General features: G+C 64.2%; 15 protein-coding genes. 4 read left to right on the top strand and 11 right to left on the bottom strand.

The window, feature by feature from the left end; genetic code table 11:
* Window positions 1–21: 21 nt before the first annotated feature.
* From E5675_RS04645 to E5675_RS04635, 3 genes are read right to left on the bottom strand one after another with little or no spacing between them, the layout of a single operon-like run.
* Window positions 22–651: a 2-dehydro-3-deoxy-6-phosphogalactonate aldolase gene (locus E5675_RS04645; protein ID WP_136173554.1), complete on the bottom strand. Its 630-nt coding sequence runs from the start codon at window positions 649–651 to the stop codon at window positions 22–24.
* Window positions 648–1526, bottom strand: coding sequence for a 2-dehydro-3-deoxygalactonokinase (locus E5675_RS04640; protein ID WP_136173553.1), 879 nt, complete (start codon window positions 1524–1526; stop codon window positions 648–650). Before E5675_RS04640 ends, E5675_RS04645 begins: the two co-directional genes overlap by 4 nt.
* Complete coding sequence (locus E5675_RS04635) at window positions 1517–3112, bottom strand: sodium/solute symporter (protein ID WP_136173552.1); 1596 nt, start codon at window positions 3110–3112, stop codon at window positions 1517–1519. The genes E5675_RS04640 and E5675_RS04635 overlap by 10 nt, the downstream gene beginning before the upstream one ends.
* Before the next feature lie 125 nt (window positions 3113–3237).
* Between E5675_RS04635 and E5675_RS04630 the strand changes: the two genes are divergently transcribed.
* The gene (locus tag E5675_RS04630) at window positions 3238–3978 is read left to right on the top strand and encodes a FadR/GntR family transcriptional regulator (RefSeq protein WP_136176340.1); all 741 of its coding nucleotides are present in this window, start codon (window positions 3238–3240) and stop codon (window positions 3976–3978) included.
* A 16-nt stretch (window positions 3979–3994) separates the two neighbouring features.
* Here the strand turns inward: E5675_RS04630 and E5675_RS04625 are convergent, their stop codons facing one another.
* From E5675_RS04625 to E5675_RS04615, 3 genes are read right to left on the bottom strand one after another with little or no spacing between them, the layout of a single operon-like run.
* Window positions 3995–5140 carry an aldose epimerase family protein gene (locus tag E5675_RS04625; protein WP_136173551.1) on the bottom strand — a complete coding sequence of 382 codons (1146 nt, stop codon included), beginning with the start codon at window positions 5138–5140 and terminating at the stop codon, window positions 3995–3997.
* A gap of 13 nt (window positions 5141–5153) precedes the next feature.
* Window positions 5154–6008, bottom strand: a complete 855-nt coding sequence (locus E5675_RS04620) for an SMP-30/gluconolactonase/LRE family protein (protein WP_136173550.1) — start codon at window positions 6006–6008, stop codon at window positions 5154–5156.
* Window positions 6008–7819 carry an IlvD/Edd family dehydratase gene (locus E5675_RS04615; RefSeq protein ID WP_136173549.1) on the bottom strand — a complete coding sequence of 604 codons (1812 nt, stop codon included), beginning with the start codon at window positions 7817–7819 and terminating at the stop codon, window positions 6008–6010. Before E5675_RS04615 ends, E5675_RS04620 begins: the two co-directional genes overlap by 1 nt.
* A 112-nt stretch (window positions 7820–7931) precedes the next feature.
* Between E5675_RS04615 and E5675_RS04610 the strand changes: the two genes are divergently transcribed.
* A complete protein-coding gene (locus E5675_RS04610; protein WP_136176339.1) occupies window positions 7932–8849 on the top strand; it encodes a Gfo/Idh/MocA family oxidoreductase in 918 nt (305 codons plus the stop codon).
* Window positions 8850–8948: 99 nt separating this feature from the next.
* Here the strand turns inward: E5675_RS04610 and E5675_RS04605 are convergent, their stop codons facing one another.
* The 4 genes from E5675_RS04605 to E5675_RS04590 form a co-directional block, all read right to left on the bottom strand.
* Window positions 8949–10856 (bottom strand): family 43 glycosylhydrolase, encoded by a 1908-nt coding sequence (locus E5675_RS04605; RefSeq protein ID WP_136173548.1) that lies wholly within the window; start codon window positions 10854–10856, stop codon window positions 8949–8951.
* Entirely contained in the window at window positions 10853–11974 is a 1122-nt protein-coding gene (locus tag E5675_RS04600; protein WP_210727611.1) for a hypothetical protein, read from the bottom strand. The genes E5675_RS04605 and E5675_RS04600 overlap by 4 nt, the downstream gene beginning before the upstream one ends.
* Before the next feature lie 22 nt (window positions 11975–11996).
* Window positions 11997–13574, bottom strand: a complete 1578-nt coding sequence (locus E5675_RS04595) for an arylsulfatase (protein ID WP_247594781.1) — start codon at window positions 13572–13574, stop codon at window positions 11997–11999.
* Window positions 13575–13638: 64 nt separating this feature from the next.
* Window positions 13639–14763: a hypothetical protein gene (locus tag E5675_RS04590; RefSeq protein ID WP_210727610.1), complete on the bottom strand. Its 1125-nt coding sequence runs from the start codon at window positions 14761–14763 to the stop codon at window positions 13639–13641.
* A 275-nt stretch (window positions 14764–15038) separates the two neighbouring features.
* Here E5675_RS04590 and E5675_RS04585 point away from each other — a divergent pair, with 275 nt between their 5' ends.
* Both E5675_RS04585 and E5675_RS04580 read left to right on the top strand, forming a co-directional pair.
* On the top strand, window positions 15039–16316 hold the full coding sequence (locus tag E5675_RS04585) for a sulfatase-like hydrolase/transferase (protein ID WP_247594780.1): 1278 nt from the start codon (window positions 15039–15041) through the stop codon (window positions 16314–16316).
* Between the two features lie 90 nt (window positions 16317–16406).
* Window positions 16407–19124 carry a TonB-dependent receptor gene (locus E5675_RS04580; protein WP_136173546.1) on the top strand — a complete coding sequence of 906 codons (2718 nt, stop codon included), beginning with the start codon at window positions 16407–16409 and terminating at the stop codon, window positions 19122–19124.
* An 86-nt stretch (window positions 19125–19210) separates the two neighbouring features.
* Here the strand turns inward: E5675_RS04580 and E5675_RS04575 are convergent, their stop codons facing one another.
* Window positions 19211–20959 carry an arylsulfatase gene (locus E5675_RS04575; RefSeq protein WP_168707790.1) on the bottom strand — a complete coding sequence of 583 codons (1749 nt, stop codon included), beginning with the start codon at window positions 20957–20959 and terminating at the stop codon, window positions 19211–19213.
* Window positions 20960–21194: the final 235 nt, after the last annotated feature.

Genomic DNA, 21194 nt, shown 5'->3' with positions numbered 1-21194 from the left:
ATCTCCCAGATTATAAGATTTTTATTGGCCGAGCGCCGCGACGAAGGCGCGCGCGCGATCGCCAACCTCAGCCGCCGCCATGCCCGGCTTGTAGAGCGCCGATCCGAGGCCGAAGCCCGCCGCGCCGGCGGCGAGCCATGGCGCCATATTGTCTGGCGCGATGCCGCCGACCGGCAGCAGGCGCGTTCCCGCCGGAACCACCGCACCCAGCGCCTTGAGCACCACAGGGCTGGCGGCCTCGGCGGGAAAGAGCTTCAGCGCCGTCGCGCCTGCCGTCAGCGCGGCGAATGCCTCGCTGGGGGTCGCGAAGCCCGGAAGCGACACAAGCCCTGCCCCTGCCGCCGCCGCGATAACGTCGACATTGGTGTTGGGCGAAATGATCATCGTTCCGCCCATGTCAGCGACTGACGCTACATCGGCCGCGGTGAGCACCGTGCCGGCGCCGACGACCGCGCGTCCCTTAAGCCGGCAGGCAAGGCGGCCGATGCTGTCCAGTGGGTCGGGCGAATTCAGCGGGACTTCGATCAGCGTGAAGCCCGCCTCGACCAACGTTTCGCCGATCGCTTCGACCTCGTCCGGATTCACGCCGCGCAGGATAGCGATCAGCGGACAGCGCGCGAAAGCTGCGTCGAAGGCAGCAACGTGGGTCATAGGGCTTTATCTCCGATAGCAAGGATGCCGCGCGCGAAGGCGCTGTGGCTGTCGACGATCACCGGCTCGCGTCCGGTCGCCGCGACGGCGGTGGCGTAAAGATTGCCGAGATGGGGGTCGGCAAGAATATGGATTTGCTCGAATGCGCAGTCGTCCGTGCGCGCGGCGACGTCGCTGCCGATCAGCACCCCGCTCGCGAAGGACGCTGCATCGGCATCGTCGCGAAGGCCGAGCACCGAAGAAGCGCGGATGCCGAACAGCGATGCGGCGAGGTCGCGCCGCGCGCCCTCGGCCAGACCTTCGCGGAAGGCGTCGCCATCGGTCACGTCGGCTGTCAACGCCCCCGCGAGCAGGCTGTGTCCGCGGAGCAGCGCGAATAGCTCGCCGGTCATCGCGGTCGTGAAGCCGCTGATCCGACCGTCCGTCATCGTCGCCCATTTGCAATGGGTTCCGGGCTGCGCGAGCAGCGCGTCGGGCGGCACCATCCAGCCCGCGACGGCACCGAGCAACTGCACCTCTTCGCCGCGCATTACGTCGGCGCGGCCATTCGCCGAACAGGATACTCCGGGCACGATCGCGGTGCGGTCATCGATCCAGTCGAGCCCGGCCACCAGCTCGTCGATCCCCGCCGGCGCCGCGACATAGGGCACGATGCGCCAGCCGACGGTCGAGCCGACCATCCCCGCGAGCAACATCGGCAGGTCGCCAAAGCGCTCGCGGATCGCCGCGACCTCGCCGGCGAAGTCGGTGATCGAGGCCGCGCCGCGGTCGTCGCGCTCGGTATGCGCGACCGCGCCGCCCTCGAAGCGGAATATGCGCCGGTTGGTCGTGCCCCAGTCGACGGCCAGGAAGGCGGACGCGATGCTCACCACCAGGTCGCGTAGAGCGCGATGAGGATCAGGATCACGCCGACGCCCGCCACGTTGAAGGTTGTCGGGGTGGCAAAGCTGACGCCCTGCATCGTGATCCGGTTCGCGTCGCCGCGGCCCTTGAATATCAGGCTGATCCCCACTGCGAGCGCAAGGCTGATCAGGAAGACGAGCCCCATGCGATTCATGAAGGGGAAGTCAGGCATCCCGACCTTGAAGGCATAGGAAAGAACTACCGAGGCAACCGCGGCGGCGATCGCACCCGCTTCGCTCGCCTTTTTCCAGAACAGGCCGAGCAGGAAGATCACCGTGATACCCGGCGTGAAGAAACCCGAGAATTCCTGGATGAACTGAAAAGCCTGATCCGAATTGCCGAGCAGCGGACGCGCGGTGAGCAACGCGATAATCACCGCTACCGCCGCCGCTGTCCGGCCGACAAGCACCAGATGCTTTTCACGCCCGCCGCGCCGCTCATTTTCGGCTTCGCTCGAGATGCCGCGCGCCTTGGCATAGAGGTCAAGCGTGAAGATCGTCGCGATTGAATTGATCTTGCTCGCGGTCGAGGCAATGATCGCGGCGATCAGCGCGGCGAAGACGAGGCCGAGCAGCCCGGGCGGCAGTAGCCGCATCATCGTCGGATACGCCTCGTCAGGCTTGGCGAGGTCGGGAGCGAGCACGACCGCGGCAATCCCGGGCAGGACGATGATCACCGGCATCAAGAGCTTGAGGAAGGCCGCAAAAATCACACCCTTCTGCGCTTCGCCAAGGTCCTTTGCGGCGAGCGCGCGCTGGATGATATATTGGTTGAAGCCCCAATAGCTGAGGTTCGCGATCCACATCCCGCCGACGAGCACCGCGATGCCTGGCAGGTCCTTGTAGAAGGGGTGGTCGGGCGCGAGGATCATGTCGAAATGGCCTGGAACGCGCTCGGTCAGGATCGAGAAACCCGCGAGCACGCCCTGCCCGTCGCTGATTTCGTTGAGCGTCAGATAGGAGATGATGAGGCCACCCATGACAAGCAAGGTCACCTGCACGATGTCGGTAAGCGCGACGGCCTTCAGCCCGCCGTACAACTGATAAAGCAGCGCGAAAGCGCCGAGCACGATCAGCGCGACATTCTGATCGACGCCCGCGACCTTGTTGACCGCGATCGACCCGAGCCAGATGATCGAGGTCAGGTTCACGAAAATATAGAGCGCAATCCAGAAGACCGCCATGATCACCGGCAGCGTCTTGCCGTACCGCTGCTCAAGGAACTGCGGCATCGTGTAAATCTTGTTTTCAAGGAAGATCGGCAGGAAATATTTGCCGACGATCAGCAGCGTCAGCGCCGCCATCCATTCGTAGGAAGCGATCGCGAGACCGAGCGCATAGCCCGATCCCGACATGCCGACGATCTGCTCCGCCGAGATGTTCGCCGCGATCAGCGATGCGCCGATCGCCCACCAGGGGAGCGATTTCGACGCGAGAAAATAGTCCGACGTGTCCTTGGCATGGCCCGCCTTTTCGCGGCTGACCCACTGCGCTAGGCCGAAAATGCCGATGGCGTATATGACGATTACGATGATATCGATTTGCGACAGGCCCGACATACGGACTCTCCCCTTGGCTGATTATTGAAATCACATTTATCTGATTTAAACGGCTTGTCTAGCTTCCTGTGCGGAATCGGTGATAAGGCCCGTCAAAATAGTGCGTGGAGACAAACGTGGCGAACATGTCGGGACTGGGTATAGAAGATGCGGGGCCACAGCTTGGCCGGAACTTGACCTATGGCATGCTCGATGCGATCGGGCGCGCGATCGTCGTCGGCGATTATGACGGCGCGATCTTTCCGACCGAAGCCGAACTTGCAAAGCAACATGGCGTCAGCCGTTCGGTGACGCGCGAAGCGGTGAAAATGCTGACCGCAAAGGGACTGCTGAGCGCGCGCCCGCGTCAGGGCACGATCGTCCAGCCGACGACATCGTGGAACCTCTTCGACACCGATGTCCTTCGCTGGCTGCTCGAGCGGCAATTTTCGATCGACCTGCTGCGGCAGTTCAACGAATTGCGCGTCGCGATCGAACCGGAGGCGGCGGCGCTCGCCGCGCGCGTCGCAACGGTGGACGATATCGAGCGCGTGAACGCGGGCCTGAAGCGTATGGAGCGCGCCGAGCGCGGCGAGGACGACACGCTGGAAAGCGACATCGCCTTCCACATTGCCGTGTTGCGCGCGTCGCGCAATCCGTTTTACGCCCAGTTCCGCGACGTCGTCAGCACTGCACTTCGCACCTCGATCCGTTTCACCAACCGTGTCAAGGGCCGCACCGCCAATGTCGCCGACCATGCCGCGGTGCGCGATGCGATCGCGAACGGCAATCCCGACAAGGCGCGCAAAGCGATGCGCGCGCTGATCAGCGACGTGCTCGAACTGATCGAGACGGCCAATCCCGACGGCGCCGTCCCCGGGCGGTGACGGCACTGACCGGCTCCTATCGCTTCGCCTGCGCTCCGGTCGTGAGGCGATAGGTCATCACGTTGCGATAGGTTTCGCCCGGCGCGAGGCGCGCGTTCGGAAAATTCTTCTGGTTCGGCGCGTCGGGAAAAATCTGCGGCTCCATGACCAGCGCGTCGCCCATGCGATAGATTTTCTTGCTCTTGCCGTGGCTCGTCGCGTCGAAAAAATTGCCCGAATACATCTGCAGCCCCGGCTGGTTCGACCAGAGTTCGAAACCGCGACCCGACGCCGGATCCTCGACGCGCGCCATCAGATGCTGGTCGGGCGTCACCTTGCGTCCGATGACCCAATTATGATCGTAACCGCGCCCGAAGACGATCTGTTCGTCGCTGGCGTCGCGGACGCGCTCCCCGATGACGGTCGGCTTGCGGAAATCGAACACCGTGCCGACGACCGGGCGATATTCGCCGGTCGGAATGGCGCCCGAATCGGTCGGTAGATAGGCTTCCGCCGGGATCGTCACCACATGCCCCATCGCACCGTTCGCCGAGCCTTCGCCCGACAGGTTCCAATAGGCATGGTTGGTGATGTTCGCGATCGTCGGGCGGTCGGTGGTCGCGACATATTCGATCCTGAGGTCGTTGTTCTCGTCGAGCGAATATATTGCATCGACGGTCATCGTACCGGGATAGCCCTGATCGCCGTCGGGGCTGACATAACGCATCGTGACCGACGCCGTCGGCCCGCTCTTTACCGAGGTCACTTCCCATAGGACCTTGTCGAAGCCGAGCGTCCCGCCGTGCAGCGCGTTCGCGCCATTATTGACCGGCGTCTGCCACGTCTTGCCGTCGAGCTTGAAACGCCCGCCCGCAAGGCGGTTGGCGAAGCGGCCGACGGTCGATCCGAAATATTGCGGCTGGTCGACATAGTCCGACAGATTGTCGTAACCGAGCGCAACGTCGGCCTTCTTGCCGTTGCGATCGGGCATCACGACCGATTGCAGCGTCGCGCCGAGCGCGATGATCCGTGCCGAAATGCCATTGGCGTTGGTCAGCGTCACCGCGGGCACGCTGCGCCCGTCGGGCATCTTGCCAAAGCTCGATTGCGATGCCTCCGCGCCAAGCGCCGGCGTTGCCGCAACCAAGGCCGCCGCGGCGGCTCCCCAAGCCAGTTTCGTCATCTTCTTCACTCCTCTAACCCTTATATTTCTGCGTCGGCAGGCCGCGGCACCCCGGATCGACTTCGAATAGCGCGCCGCCGTGCTCCTCGGTCACGCCATCGGACGCGGAGGTGACGAACATGCGATCGAGGTCGGGTCCCGCGAAAGTGCAGCTGGTGATTTGCGATGCCGGAAGCAGGATATGCCGATCGGGCGTGCCGTCGGGCGCGAAACGCATGATGCGCGACGCGCCCCAGCAAGCGACCCACAAGCCGCCCTCGGCGTCGAAGGTCATCCCGTCGGGATTGCCCCACGCTTCCTCGAAGACAATGAAGGGAGATGCCTCGCTCAGCGAACCGTCGTCCCGGATATCGAAACGAAAGATAGTCCCTCGCGCGGTGTCGGTATGAAGAAGGAAGCTATTGTCGGCGGCGATCGCCGGACCGTTGGCGATCGTATAGGGGCCATCGACCTGTGCAAGCGCGCCGTCGGGATCGAGGCGGTAAAAGACGCCCGAAGGACGATCGCAGGTAACAGGCATCGTCCCCGCCCAGATTCGTCCTTTCGCGTCGGCCTTGGCATCGTTCAGCCGGTTTCCGGCGTTGCGTGGATCGACCGAAACGATGGGTTCGCGAGTATCGGCGTCAAGATCGATACGGACGATATCGCGGCCGATCCCCGCGACGAAGCCGCCGGTCTCTCGCTCGATGACCCAGGCCGCGTAGTGAGGCTGGTCAAAGCTGTCGACGCGGCCGTCGGCGAATGCCATGCGATTGATCCGGCGGCCCAATATATCCACCCAGAACAGCGCGTCGTGCCGCGCCGACCACATCGGCCCTTCGCCCAACCGATCGCGCCGATCGCGCGCAATCACCCGCGCGTCGGTCATCAATGACTGTCTCGCGGCAAGCCGTGCGCTTGCGCGACGCGCTGGTATTTGACCGCCATTTCGAGCACCGCACCGCTGTCGAACTGCCCGGTCAGCGCGCGGTGGATTTCCTGCCACGGCGTCTGCGCGGGAGGCATGTAATCAGGTTCGTCCTTGAGTTCGGCGCGGCGCCGATCGAGTTCGACATCATCGACGAGCATATTCGCGGTGCGCTTCGCAAGGTCGATGCGGATGCGGTCGCCCGTCCGCACCAGCGCCAGCCCGCCGCCGACGACGGCCTCCGGCGCGGCGTTCAGGATCGACGGGCTGCCGCTCGTCCCCGACTGGCGCCCGTCGCCGATACATGGCAGCGCATGGACGCCCGCCTGGATCAGCGCTGCGGGCGGCCGCATGTTCACGACCTCAGCACCGCCCGGATAGCCGATCGGCCCCGCGCCGCGCATGATCAGGATCGAGTTGGCATCGGCGCCGAGCGCCGGATCGTCGATGCGGCTATGATAATCCTCCGGCCCGTCGAATACGATCGCGACGCCCTCGAACGCGTCGGGGTCGGCCGCATTGCTCAGGTAACGTTCGCGAAACTCGGGCGAGATGACGCTGAGCTTCATCACCGCATTGTCGAACAGATTGCCGCGCAGCACCGTAAGCCCCGCCGCGGGCTTCAGCGGCGCGTCGAGCGTGCGAATGACGTCGACGTCCTGCGTGTCCGCCTCGCCGATGTTCGCGGCGACCGTCTGACCGTTGGCGGTCAGCGCCCCGCCCTCGATCAATCCGGCGCGCAGCAACTGCCCCATCACCGCGGGCACGCCGCCGGCGCGGTAGAAATCCTCGGCCAGATAGGCGCCTGCCGGCTGCAGATTGACGATCAGCGGCACGTCGGCGCCCTGCGCCTCCCAATCTTCCAGCGTCAGCTCGACGCCGATATGGCGCGCGATCGCGTTCAGGTGAATCGGCGCGTTGGTCGACCCGCCGATCGCCGAATTGACGCGGATCGCGTTCAAGAAGGCGGTACGCGTCAGAATGTCGCTCGGCTTGCGGTCGGCGTGGACCATTTCGACGATCTGCATCCCGGTGCGATAAGCGCATTCCTGCCGGTCACGATAGGGCGCCGGGATCGCCGCCGAGCCGGGCAGCGACATCCCGAGCGCCTCGGTCAGCGAATTCATCGTCGTCGCGGTGCCCATGGTGTTGCACCAGCCGGTCGACGGCGCCGACGAAGCAACGAGTTCGAGGAACCCCTTATAATCGATCTCGCCCGCCGCGAGCATTTCGCGCGCGCGCCAGACGATCGTGCCCGATCCGGTGCGCTCGCCCTTGAACCAGCCGTTGAGCATCGGGCCGACCGACAGCGCGATCGCCGGGATATTCACCGTCGCCGCCGCCATCAGGCACGCCGGCGTCGTCTTGTCGCAGCCGACCGTCAGCACCACGCCGTCGAGCGGATAGCCGTGGATCGCTTCGACGAGGCTCAGATATTGGAGGTTGCGGTCGAGCCCTGCGGTCGGCCGCTTGCCCGTTTCCTGAATCGGATGAGTGGGAAATTCGATCGCGATGCCGCCCGCGTCACGGATGCCGTCGCGCACGCGCTTCGCGAGTTCGAGATGATGGCGGTTGCAAGGAGTCAGGTCGCTGCCGGTCTGGGCGATGCCGATGATCGGCCGCCCCGATTGCAGTTCGTCGATGCTGAAACCATAGTTCAGATAACGTTCGAGATAGAGCGCCGTCATATCCGGGTTGTCAGGGTTATCGAACCAGGCACGCGACCGCAGCCCTCCCTTGCCTTCTGGCCGCGTTTTCGCCCCGTCTCCCATATATTTCCTTCTCGATGCACATTTTCGGCCCAAGGCCGGAATCGGTTGATAACCTGAACCGCCACGGATAGGAAGCATATATATCAGACAAATGAAAATGGGGTGAAGATTGATGATTCGCTTGGGATTGGTCGGAATTGGAAAAATCGCGCGCGACCAGCATCTTCCGGCCATTCGTGCGGACGATCGATACGAACTGGCCGCGACTGCCAGCCGCCATGCTCAGCTCGATGACGTGCCCGGACATATGGACACTGCGGCGATGATCGGGGGCGGCCACCGTCTTGATGCTGTATCGATCTGCACCCCGCCGGTCGGCCGCCACGCGATCGCGGCGGCGGCGATAGACGCGGGACTGCATGTCATGCTCGAAAAACCGCCGGCCGCGACGACGACCGAGATCACCGCGCTCGCCGATCACGCCCGCGCCCGCGGCGTCACCCTGTTCGCGACTTGGCATTCGCGCGAGGCCGCCGGAGTCGCGACGGCGCGCGACTGGCTCCGCGACAAGCGGATTCGCGCCGCGCATATCCGGTGGAAGGAAGATATCCGGCGCTGGCACCCGGGGCAGGAATGGATTCTCGACGCGGGCGGGTTTGGCGTCTTCGATCCGGGCATCAACGCGCTGTCGATCATGACCGCGATCCTTCCCGCCCCGCTGCTGCTCGACGCGGCGCGGATTGACATTCCCGAGGGTCGCAGTTCCCCGATCGCCGCAACGATGACGATGCGGAGCGGCGATGCCGCGGTGACCGCCGATCTCGACTTCCTGCAAACCGGCCCACAAAGCTGGGACATCGAGGTCGACACCGACGCGGGCGCCTTGCGGCTGTCGATGGGCGGCAGCGTACTCGAACTGCCCGGCGGCGAACCGGTCACGCGCGAAGACCGCGAGTATCCGCGCCTCTACGCGCGCTTCGCTGAGCTGGTCGCGGCGGGCAAGAGCGACGTCGACATCCGCCCGCTCCAGCTCGTCGCCGACGCCTTACTCGTCGCCGAGCGGCGCAGCGTAGCGCCGTTCCAGTTCTGACGACTCCCGACCCGTCCACTCACGCTGAGCAAAAAAGGACCCGCCACCCCGGAAAGAGGTAGCGGGCATCGGGGAGAGCAGAGAAAGCCGGGCGTGTGCCTAGTCGCGCGCGGCGTCGATCCGCGGAATACCGATGGATTCGGCGTCACCGATGTCGATCGGCACGAGTCCGAAGTGCATGCGCCAGGGCGCGGTCGGGTCGTTGCCGAACATCGTGTACCAATAGCGCCCTTCCTTATCGCGGAACGCCGTGCCGTGGCCGCCGTGCGGCGCGCCCATGCGGCGTTGCGTATAGGGACCGAACAGGTTCTTCGACGTGCCATACATCATATCGTAAGTGCCGTGGGTCCGTAGTGGACCGTGCCATTCGGCGCCGGTCAGGAAATAGACGCCGTTCGCCTTGATCAGCCCGTTGCCTTCGTAACCGACATGATCGCCGTCGACATCGACGAGCTGGCGCACCGGTCCCTCGAAGCCGCTGCGCGCGGCGTTGAGCTTGGCGATGCTGCCGCCGCCCCACAGGAAATAGAGGCCGTCGTCGTCCTCGAACGGAAAGCCGTCGATGCCCTTGACGAAGAAACTCTTGGTCACATTCTCATAGGGGCCGTCGGGCTTGCCGGTCTTCGAACGATAGAGCCAGGTCTTGCCCCCTACGCCCTTCTCCATCACCGAGAAGGCGAGATAATAGGTCCGGTCGCGCGCCGACCACATGATCTCGGGCGCCCAGAGTTCGGCGATATTCTTGCCGAAATCATAGCCCATGCCCTCCCACTTCCAGATGAAACCGGCCTCTTCCCAGTGCTTGAGGTCCGACGAGCGCCATAGTTTCACGCCGCCGTCGGGTTTGTGATAGCCATAGCCGTCGAGCGTCCCGACGAGATAGTAGAAGCCGTCGCCGCCCAGCGTCACCGACGGATCGCGCATCGTCTCGCTCGTCACCAGCGCCTTACGCGCCGCGACCGCGCTGTCCTCGGTAATCACCGATGCGGCCTGCCGTAGCCGCCCGTCGGGCGCGCGTTCGAGCGGCACGAGCCCGACCTGCTCGCAGAACATCGCGAAGCCGTCGTCGCATTTGGGATTATAGACCGCGGCGAGCTTGCCGTCATCCAGCCGCACGACCGAACCCCGGCCGGCGTGCGGTACCGCGAGCGCGCGCATCGTGAATGGGCCGTAAGGCGTTGGCCCTTCGGCCACGAACAGGTCCTCGGTCGCGGTCCGCATCCTGCCGGTGACCTCGCTTGCGGCGAAGACATAGCGGTCGCCGTCGCGGACCATCGTCGCCCCGCGCTTGCCGACGCGGGTGCGGACCGGCCAATCCTTGCCGACCGGCGGGTGCTTGGCAAACAGTGCCTGGTCGGGCTTAAGGAAACGCGGCGCCTCGGCGAGCTTGGCAAAGCCGGGCGCAAGCTTTGCGATCGTGCCCCCGCCCCAGATCAGATAACCGGTGCCGTCGGCATCGACGAACAGCGACACGTCGGATGCGCCGTCAACGAGGCAGGGTGAGGCATTGAACGTGCCGCCGGGCCGCGCCGCAAGTCCCGTCGCGATGCGCGCGCAACCGGTCTTGTCGGAAAAAGCCAGATACAGCTTGTCGCCCGCGACCGTCACCGACGGCGCAAGATAACGCTCAGAAACGTCGCCGGGCGCGATCCCTTCTCCCGAAATTCTGGCAGGGCCGACGCGTGTCCATTTTTTCGCGTCGGGCGAGGTCCACAGTTCGACCCCGTGGCGCGCGCCGGTACGAAGCGTGGTGCCGGTAAGAATCCAGCCACCGTCCGGCAACCGCGCGATCGATGCGTCGCCGATCGGCCGTTCGGAGAAGATCGGCGCGACGGGCTTTGCGTCGGCGGCCGGCATCACCGTCGCATTCTTGTCCATCGACGGGTGGTCGGCAAAAATATCGTCGGCGACGGCGGCCTTCAGTTTCTGCTGCGCGTCGGCCGAGGGCGCCAGCGACAGCGCCGCCAGCGACAGGCCGGTGATCCAGGTCTTTGTCTGCACGGTCATTTACCCTTCTGGAGCGCCTTGAAATCGTCGAAAATCGTATAGTTGGGTGCCGCGCTGCCGTCTGCATTCTTGCGGATCGTCGCGGGCGCGAAGACGCTGTTGATCAGCCACGGCGTCTTGTCGGGACCGAAATTGTTCGACATCGAACGTCCCTGCTTGAAACCATAGGTCGCGACCGCGAGACGACCGGTGTCGCGAAACATCTTCATCTGGTTCGCGACATAATGTTTGCGGTTTTCGAACCACGGGCTCATCCGCAGGAAATCGTCCCACTGCTCCTTGGGGAAAGGCGTCTCGAGCGCAGCCTTGATGATCTGCCAGTTCTGCGCGGTGCGCGGCGCCTGATATTTATCGGCAAAGGCAGGCGCCACGACGCCCTTCATATTCTGCTGCCACCACCAGACGAGCGAGAATTCGGTGACGATGAATGTCTGTTCGGGGCGCATGCGCGGCAGGATATAGTCGAGGAAGGGCTTCGACGCCTGGATCGCGGGGATATGCGGGTGGATGTTGACGCCGTCGAGTTCGGGGGTCGCCTTGACGAACGCCATCCAGCGCTCGGTCGATGCCGTCCGGTTCTTCTTCAGGTCCATCCGGTTGAGCGCCCCCATATAAAGGCGCGTCTTGCAGTCACCCGGACACGCCTTGGCGCGATAGGCGATCACGCGCTTCGCCATCGCCTCGTAAAAGGCGTTGAGGTCGAGGTCGCGATCCTTCTCGCGACTCTCGATATAGGGCTCGTTGCCGACGACGAGGATATTGACCTTGCCGACGACGAGCGGCAGCACCGCATCGGCGCGCGCCAGTTCGCGCTCGAAAGCCGGCGTGCCTGCCTTCGGGAAATCGCCGCGATTATATGGGAATTTCAGGGTCAGGATCGTCTGGTAGCCGCGCGCATGCGCGCCCAGGATCGTCTTCACCGCGCCATGCTCGGCGGCGCCGCGGTCGAGCTGGGGCATCGGCACGAACAGGCGGACCCAGCTTGCGTCGGCCTTTTCGAGGTCGCGGTAATCGACATCCTCATAATGCTCGTTGTAATTCGCTCCCAGCGCACCCTGCGCCTGCGCTGCGCCCGGCAGGCAAGCCATCGCCGCGGCGGCGGCCAATAATCCCCGCATCCTCATCTCCTCTAGATCCTGATCACGGCCGGCTGCGGCCGTCCTTTTCGATTTTGTCGAGCCGCGCGGCCAGCCGGGCGGTAACGCCGGGCATCTTTCCGGCCAGATTCTCCCGCTCGCCCGGATCGTTCGCCAGATTGTAGAGCTGGTGCCGCGGCAGCGTACCGATCGCATTGCCATGGAATTCATGCGGTTCCACGCTGCCGCGAATGAACTTCCAGTCACCGGCGCGCAGCGCCAGGATGCGCGCGCCGCTGCTCGCGACAGTCGACCCCGTCGTCACCATCAGCTTGGTATCCTCGACCACATGGTCGCGCCCGCGCGCGCTGCGCCCCATCAGCGGCACCAGCATGTCGAAGCTGTCGACGGCGGCATCGCGCGGAAGCGTCTGTCCCACCAGCGCCGCCAGCGACGCGACCATGTCGACATGGTCGACCAACGCCTCCGACACATGGCCTTCGCGCACATGCCCCGGCCAGCTGACGATCATCGGCACCCGCGTGCCGCCTTCGTATATGCTGTATTTGCCGCTGCGATACGGCCCCGACGGTTTGTGACCGCCCGCAAGCTCGACCGCTTGATCCTCATAGCCGTCGAACAGGATCGGACCATTGTCGCTGCTGAGGATGACCAGCGTGTCGTCGGCTATGCCAAGCGCCTCGAGCTTGTCCATCAGCGCGCCGACGGTCCAGTCGAACTGCACGATCGTGTCACCGCGCGGCCCCATGCCCGATGCGCCGACGAAGCGCGGGTGCGGCGCACGCGGGACGTGCGGCTCGTTCATCGCGAAATAGAGAAAGAAGGGCGCGTCCCTGCGCGCGCTTACGAAATCGACCGCCTTGCCAAGCAACTGGTCGGTCAGTTCCTCGTCAGTCCAGCGCGCCGCCTTGCCGCCGGTCATGTAACCGATGCGGCTGATACCGTTGACGATCGTGTTCGAATGTTCGGGATCGCCCTTGAACTTCAGCTGCTCGGGATGTTCGGCGCCCGTCGGCTCGTCGCCGACCTTTGCCTTGTAATCGACGCGGATCGGGTCGGCGGGATCGAGTTTCACGACGCGCCGGTTCTCGATCAGCACCGTCGGCACGCGGTCGAGCGTCGCGGGCATGAAATAGCCATAGTCGAAACCGACATCGAGCGGTCCCGGCGCGATCTCGCCGTTCCAGTCGACCTTGCCGTCGCCGAGGCCAAGGTGCCATTTGCCGACGACGCCGGTGGCATAGCCCGCCTTCTTGAGCATATGCGGCAGGGTGAACTGGCCGGGACGGATCAGCGCGGGCGCGTCGCCGGGCAGGATTTGCGTCCCCGACGCGCGCCAGGCGTAGTCGCCGGTCAGCAGGGCATAGCGCGACGGCGTGCAGGTGGCGGAGGGAGAATGCGCGTTGACGAAGCGCGTCCCGCGCGCGGCGAGGCGGTCGACGTTCGGCGTCTTGAGATTTGTCGCGCCGTAACAACCCAGATCGCCATAACCGAGGTCGTCGGCATAGATGACGATGATATTGGGTTTGGTGCGCGGCGCGGTCCCCAAGGCAACCCGCGGCAGCGCGGCCACTCCCGCGCCAGCCAGCAGCAGCGCCCGACGCGACAATATGGACTTCACGACCCTCTCCTATCCGCTTGAGTAGGATATATCTGATTTATTATGGGCGCGCAACGCGGCGGCGCTATTTCGCCTGCATCCGTCGGAAATCGTCTATCCACGCGTAGTTGAATGCCGTGGTGCCGTCGGGATTGGGACGGATCGTCCGTCCGGCATAGACGCTGTTGAGCAACCACGGCGTCTTCTTCGGGCCGAAATTGTTCGACATCGAGCTGCCCTGCTTGAAGCCATAGGTTGCAACCGCGAGCCGGCCGGTGTCGCGGAACATCTTCATCTGGTTGGCGATATAATGTTTGCGGTTCTCGAACCACGGACTCATCCGCAGGAAGTCATCCCATTGCTCTTTTGGGAACGGCGTCTCTAGCGCCGCCTTGATGATCTGCCAGTTCTGCGCGGTGCGCGGCGCCTGATATTTGTCGGCGAAGGCCGGGGCGACCGGCTTCGTCAGATTTTGCTGCCACCAGCCGACAAGCGAGAATTCGGTGACGATGAACGTCTGCTCGGGCCGCATCCGCGGCAGGATATAGTCGAGAAACGCCTTCGACAGCTCGATCTTCGGCACATGCGGGTGGATATTGACCCCGTCGATCTCGGGCGTCGACTTCACAAACGCGAGCCAGCGCTCGGTCGAAGGCGTTCTATTCTTCTTGAGATCGAGCCGGTTGAGCGCGCCCATATAGAGTTTCGTCTTGCAGTCGCTGCCGCAATTGGCCTTGCGATAGGCGATGATGCGTCCCGCCATCGCTTCGTAAAAGGCATTGAGGTCGAGGTCGCGATCCTGCTCGCGCGTTTCGAAATAGGGCTCGTTGCCGATCACCAATATGTCGACCTTGCCCATCACCAGCGGTAATACGGCATCGAGCCGCGCGAGTTCGCGCGCAAACTCCGCGCTTCCCGCCCTGGGGAAATCGCGGTCGCTCTGCGGCCATTTCAAGGTGAAGATCGTCCTGTATCCGCGCGCGCCGGCCTCAAGCGTGGTGCGGATCGCGCCATGTTCGGCCGCCCCGCGATCGACCTGCGGCATCGGCAGGAACAGGCGGATCCATTTCGCTTTCGCGCTATCGAGTTCGCGATAATCGACATCTTCATAATGTTCGTTGAAATTGGCACCGAGCGCGCCTTGCGCCATTGCTGCGCCCGACTGCAGCGCCAGCACCGCACCTGCAAGTCCAACCAATTTCCTAAGCATCTCGCCCTCCCGTTCCGCAGCACAAACTTGACTCATCTGAATTATACGATAATACAGATATAACGAAGGTGCAGAGCCGGACAAGGGAGGAATGGATGAAATCGGCACGGCATACGCGGCGATGGGCGATCGGGGCGGCGGGGGCCGCCCTTTTTGCAATGCTCGGTGCCGGTATTCTTCCCGCCCACGGCTCCGCATACGTCCCGAGACCGGAGGGAACCGCCCCGCGCGCGCCGGCGCGGCAACCGAACATCCTTTTTATCCTGATCGACGACATGGGATTTGCCGACCTGTCGCTGACCGGCAACAAACTGGTCGCTACGCCGAACATCGACGCGCTCGCACGCGACGGCATGGTCATGACGCAATTCTATGACGCCGCGCCGATCTGCTCGCCGTCGCGCGCCGGCTTCATGACGGGCCGCTTCCCCGCGCGCGACCGCTTCGTCACCTATATTCACGACCGCAAGCGCAACCACGCCTTCGGTCAAGCCGACTGGCTCGACCCGTCGCTGCCGGTTCTGCCGCGCATGATGCGGCAGGTCGGCTATGCCACCGGCCATTTCGGCAAATGGCACCTCGGCGGCGGACGCGACATCGGCGATGCGCCGCTCCCGTCGGCCTATGGCTTTGACGAAAGCTATACCCAGTGGGAAGGCCTTGGCCCGCGCGTCCTGCCGACCGACCTCACGAACAAGCTGGGCCAGCAGAGCGCCGAACTCGGTCGGGGCCCGGTCGAATGGCTGCCGCGCGCTGAGATCACCGGCCGCTTCGTGGACAAGACGCTCGATTTCGTCGGGCGCAGCAAGGATCGTCCGTGGTTTGCGCAGCTATGGCTGACCGACATGCACACACCGTGGGTACCCAGCCCCGAGCAGCTCGCCGCCACCAAGGGCAAGGGCGCCACGCCGCGCGAAGATCAGTTTCTCGCCGTGCTCGTCGCGATGGATGCCGAGATCGGGCGGCTCGTCGATGGGTTGCGGCAGGCAGGCGAACTTGATGATACGCTCCTCATCTTCACCTCGGACAATGGCCCCACCATCGGCGCCAACACGCCCGGCTCGGCGGCGCCCTACCGCGGCCGCAAAGCAAGCCTGTACGAAGGCGGCGTGCGCCAGCCGCTGATCGTCCGGTGGCCCGGCCATATCGCCAGCGGCGGGCGCGATGCGAAAAGCGTGGTGCAAGCGGTCGACTTGCTTCCGACGCTGGCGGCGATTACGGGGGCGCCGAAACCGGCGGGGATCGACGGCATCGATATGTCCGCCGCGTGGCGCGGCAGACCTGTCGCCTCGCGCCCCGATATCTACAGCCACATCGCGCGTCCGGGCGGCGAAGCCTTCGGACCGCTTTATTCGATCCGGTCGGGCCCGTGGAAACTGTTGATGAATGCCGACGGTAGCAGCCCCGAACTCTACCATATCGAGCGCGACCCGCAGGAGCGGCAGAATCGGATGGCCGACGAGACGGCAATCGCCAAGACGCTGTCAGCCAAGCTCGCGAAATGGATCGCCAGCCTGCCCACTCCGGCCACGCCGAAACCACGGCCTAGGTGACGGAAATATGGACGCCCGGCCAGTATCGCCCGGCGCACTTTATTTTATCATATTAATTCTATCTGACCGATTTTGAAGGGGGAGATTATCATGCGAAACCGAATAATCCTGGCGTGTACGACATCGGCGTTGGCGATCGTCGCGATGCCGTCGACGGCGCTGGCGCAGGATCAGAATGGGCAGGTTACCGTCGACTCGGCGCCCGAGGACCCGACGGCGGACGACGCGATCGTCGTCACTGCGATCCAGCGCAGCCTCGAAACCTCGCAGGCGATCAAGGAGGATTCGGACCAGATTGTCGATTCGATCGTCGCCGAGGATATCGGCAAGCTGCCCGACGTGACCGCGACCGAATCGCTCGCGCGCATCACCGGCGTGCAGGTCGATTATGCGAACGGCACCGCCGCCGGCACGCGCGTCCGCGGCCTGCCCAATATCGCGACCACCTATAATGGCCGCGAACTTTTCACCGGCCAGGGCCGCGCGGTCGCACTTCAGGACTTCCCTTCGAGCAGCATCGCGCGCCTCGACGTCTATAAATCGGGCAGCGCCAATCTGCTCGAACCCGGTGTCGCCGGCTTGATCGACGTGCGCGCGCGCAAGCCCCTCGACTTCAAGGGCGACCGCATCGCCGGCGGCGTCAGCGGCGTGCACTGGAAACAGTCGCAGAAACTCGGCGTCGATGCGAACCTGCTGCTCAGCAAGCGCTGGGAAACCGGCATTGGCGACATCGGCTTCCTGATCGAAGGATCCTACACCGATCTCAAATTTCTCGATTCGTCGCGCAACGTCGCGCAGGCGATCCTTAGCCGCAACGTCGCCGGCCTCGGCACGATCCGTTACCCTTCGTTCGTGAACATCAACTACAACACGGCCGATCGCTACCGCCCGTCGGTGGCGACCGCACTGCAATGGCGCCCGAGCAACGAACTCGAATTCTATGCCGACTTCCTGTTCCAGGGCTATCGCAGCAGCGGCTATGGCAGCAACCTCCAGATCAACTCGGGCGTACAGGCCAATCTGAGCGACATCGAGCTGTTCCCCGGCACCAACCAGGTCAAGAGCATGACCGCGACCGCCGGGGGCATCCCGACCGGCAACCAGAATGTCGTGACGGGCAAGACCGACACCTATCAGGCGGGCACCGGTTTCATCTGGAAGCGCGACGGGTTGAAGATCACGGGCGACGTCGCCTTCACCGATTCGACCTTCACGCGGCGGACGACGCAGTTCAACTATTCGCTCGTCGTGCCGCAGCCGACGCGCACCTATGATTTCGACACCGATATCGGTGCCGGCGGCGGCACCGTCGTCGTCGACGACTTCCCCGTCAACAACCCTGCGCGTTATCGCATGGTGGGGCTGGGCGAGAATGGCGAGCGCAACCACGGCCGCGACTGGCAGGGACGGCTCGACCTCGATTACCGGATGGGTCCGACGGGCATTACCAACGTCCAGGCCGGTGTCCGCTTCAACAGCCGCGACTTCGATTTCGCCAATTATTCGGAAAGCGGCAACGCGCCCGGCGGCCAATTCTATTCGCTGCTGCCGCTCGAATACAGTACCGTTGCACCGGGCTTTCGTGGCGACAAAGTGCCGGTCACGCGCGTTTTCCTGACACCGACCACCGACAGCATCATGGACAATCTGGATTTTCTGCGTGACCTCACGGGCGACCGCACCGAAGTCCCCCCGCTCGATCGCGTCTATTTCGGCAACGAAAAAGGATACGCGGGCTATGTGCAGGGCCGCTACGCCTTCGACATCGGCAGGATGACCGTCGATGGCCTCGTAGGCCTGCGCGCCGTGCGCACCGAGACCGAAATCAATGGCTTCGACCGTGTTACGACCGGCGGCGTCACCACGGTAACGCCGGTGTCACAGTCGAACAGCTACACCGACTTCCTGCCCAACGTCAGTGCGCGCATTCGCCTGGCGCCCAAGCTGCAGCTCCGCCTCGCCTTTACCGAAACGCGCACGCGTCCCGGTTTCGGCGACCTCAACCCGTCGCTGACCATCGGCGCGCCCTCGGCGATCTGCAACACCGATCCGAACGACGTCGATTGCGTCCGCAATGCTTCGGGCGGCAACGCCGATCTGCAACCGATCAAGTCGCAGAATTACGACGCGTCGCTCGAATGGTATTTCTCGCGCGGCGGTTCGCTGACCTTCGGCGCCTTCCAGCGCGATGTGACCGGCTTCATCTCCGATTTCACCACCGATGTCGAAGATGCCGAATTCGGCCGGCTGCGCGTCACGCGGCCGTTCAACGGCGGCGAAGGCCAGCTGCGCGGCATCGAAGCGGCGTTCCGTACCTTCCTTCGCTTCCCGCAACTGCCCGCATGGCTGCAAAATTTCGGCGTCCTCGCGAACTATACCTATATCGACCATGGGACCCAACTGCCCGAGGCGCTGGCCGCGACCCTGCCGGGCAAGCAGCGGATCGCCGGGGTATCGAACCATATCGCAAACGCATCGGTCTTTTACGAGAACCAGTCCTTCTCGGCCCGGCTTTCCTACAATTACCGTTCGGACTTCGTGACCGACTATAACCGGGTCAACGATCCGTCCCTTGGAAATGCGGTGCTCGGTCCGACGACGCCGATCATCGAGGATGGCCGCGGCAGCCTCGACTTCAACGCGACGCTCGATCCGACGAAGAATGTGACGATCGCGTTCAGCGCGACGAACCTGCTCGGCGCGGCGGCGACGAACCGCCGGCAATATGACGCCGAGGGCCACAGCTATCCGTGGCAGACGCGATTCCTCGAGACGATCTACCGCGTCGGCGTCCGCTTCCGCTTCTGATCCCATCCCCCACGGGAGCCATCGGCCCGCAATCGCCACCCGGCGATTGCGGGCTTCTTTTTGGGGCGCGCGGGGCGCCGCGCGGGTCATTCGCCCGTCGCAGCCTGCGCAGCGCGCTTTCGCTTGCCTTTTCCGCGCTTTCCCTTGCCCGGCCCCGGCGCCTTGCCGCCTTCCAGCCGGCCCTTGACCACGCCGCCGTCGACCTTGTTCGGCCATGGATCGACGAAGCTCGTCGCAGCCCAATCGTCCCACTGCTTCGCCATGCGCGCGGCTATGTCGGGGTGCGCGGCGGCAAGGTCGCGCGTCTCGGTCCGGTCGCTGCTCATGTCATAAAGCTGCCAGGGCGTGCCGAATTGCGCGACCAGCTTCCACTTGCCGTCGCGCACCGCCTTATTGCCCTCATGCTCCCAGAATATAGGCAGGCTGCGCGTCAGCTGCTCGCCTTCGAACGCACCGGCAAAGCTGCGCCCCGACATCGGGCGGATGTCGTGTCCATCGAACCGCGCCGGATATTTCGCGCCGGCAAGCTCCACCAGCGTCGGCATGACGTCGATAAGGTGGCCGGGTTCGCGTACCATCGTGCCGCGAGCCTTGGCGTCGATCCCGGCGGGCCATGACGCGATCAGCGGCGTCGCGATCCCGCCTTCCTCGGCATAATGTTTGAAATAGCGGAACGGCGTGTTCTGGAGCGTCGCCCAATTGAGCCCGACGAAGATGTTCGAATTCTTGCCGCCCCACGGCGCCGCGCCGGTGCGCCCGTCGGGACCGCTTTCGGCGTTGCCGCCATTGTCCGACATGAAGAGGATCAGTGTGTTGTCGAATTCGCCGCGTGCCTTCAAATCGGCGACCAGCGTGCCGATCGCCTTGTCCATCCGCGAGATGGCGGCGGCGTAAACCGCCATCATCGTGTCGAACCGTTCCTTGTCAGCCGTTGACATCTTGTCCCAGTCATAGGCCTCGGGCAAAACCTCGGACAACGTCGCATCGGCGGCGATCAACCCCGCCTGCTTCTGGCGCTCGAAGCGGTCGCGGCGCAGCTTGTCCCAGCCCGCCATATATTTGCCTTTGAACTTCGCGATCTCGTCGGCCGGCGCCATCACGGGAAAATGGACGGCGGTGAACGGCAGATAGAGGAAGAAGGGCTTTCCTTGCGCCTTCGCCTCGTCGACGAAACGCACGGTCCAGTCGACCAGCATGTCCGACGCATACCATTCGCCCTTGCCCACCTCGGGCGAATCGAGCCGCGTGCGCTGGCCGTCGATCATGGCGAACTCACGGCCCGGCTGATTCGGGAAATAGGTCCCGCCCTTGTGAAAGAGGGATCGGTCGAACCCCACCTCTTTCGGCGGCGTGCCGTGTTGCGCGCCAACATGCCATTTGCCCGCCATTCCGGTGAAATAGCCGGCGGGCTTCAGCACTTCGGCGATCGTGACCGCACGGTCGGCGATCCGTCCCTGAAAGCCGCCGAGACCGGGGCGCACGACACTGTCGAGCCCGCCCATCCCCGCTTCGTGCGGATAGAGGCCCGTGAGCAGCGATGCGCGCGACGGGCTGCAACGCGCGGTATTGTAGAATTGTGTGAAGCGGAGACCGTTCTTGGCCAGCGCTTCGAGGTTCGGCGTCGGAATCTCGCTTCCATAGGGGCCGATGTCCGAGAAGCCCATGTCGTCGACGAGGATGACGATCACGTTCGGGCGCTTCTCCTGCTCGGCAGGTGCTGAAGAGGTAGGAGTCGGGGTCTGCGCCGCCGCCGGAAGCCCGCCTGGCCCTGCGAGGAGCGCCAGCGCAGTTGCTGTCGCCGCGGCGCCGCGCAGGGTGCGCTTTATAGAGTTCATGATGTTCATACATATTCCCCTGTCGCGATTGAATTGGCCTATTTATCTGACAATAATTGTCGCAGAAGTATGTTAGTCCGTTCGATGACGAAGCCATCCCGGCTGCTTGGCCCGCGAGATGGCGGTCGCGGGCCCGTTCCACCGTCCGCCGGGCAGGCCGGCGAGCGTCGCCCCAGGGCCATAGCCACCGGTTATGGCCCTCCCCTGCCTTTGAAGACGCGCGCACCGGACGCTT

Origin of the sequence: Sphingopyxis sp. PAMC25046 (assembly GCF_004795895.1) — a bacterium.
GTDB lineage: Bacteria > Pseudomonadota > Alphaproteobacteria > Sphingomonadales > Sphingomonadaceae > Sphingopyxis.
Note: the sequence above shows the minus strand (reverse complement) of the source record. Positions and strands in the feature narration are given on the sequence as shown.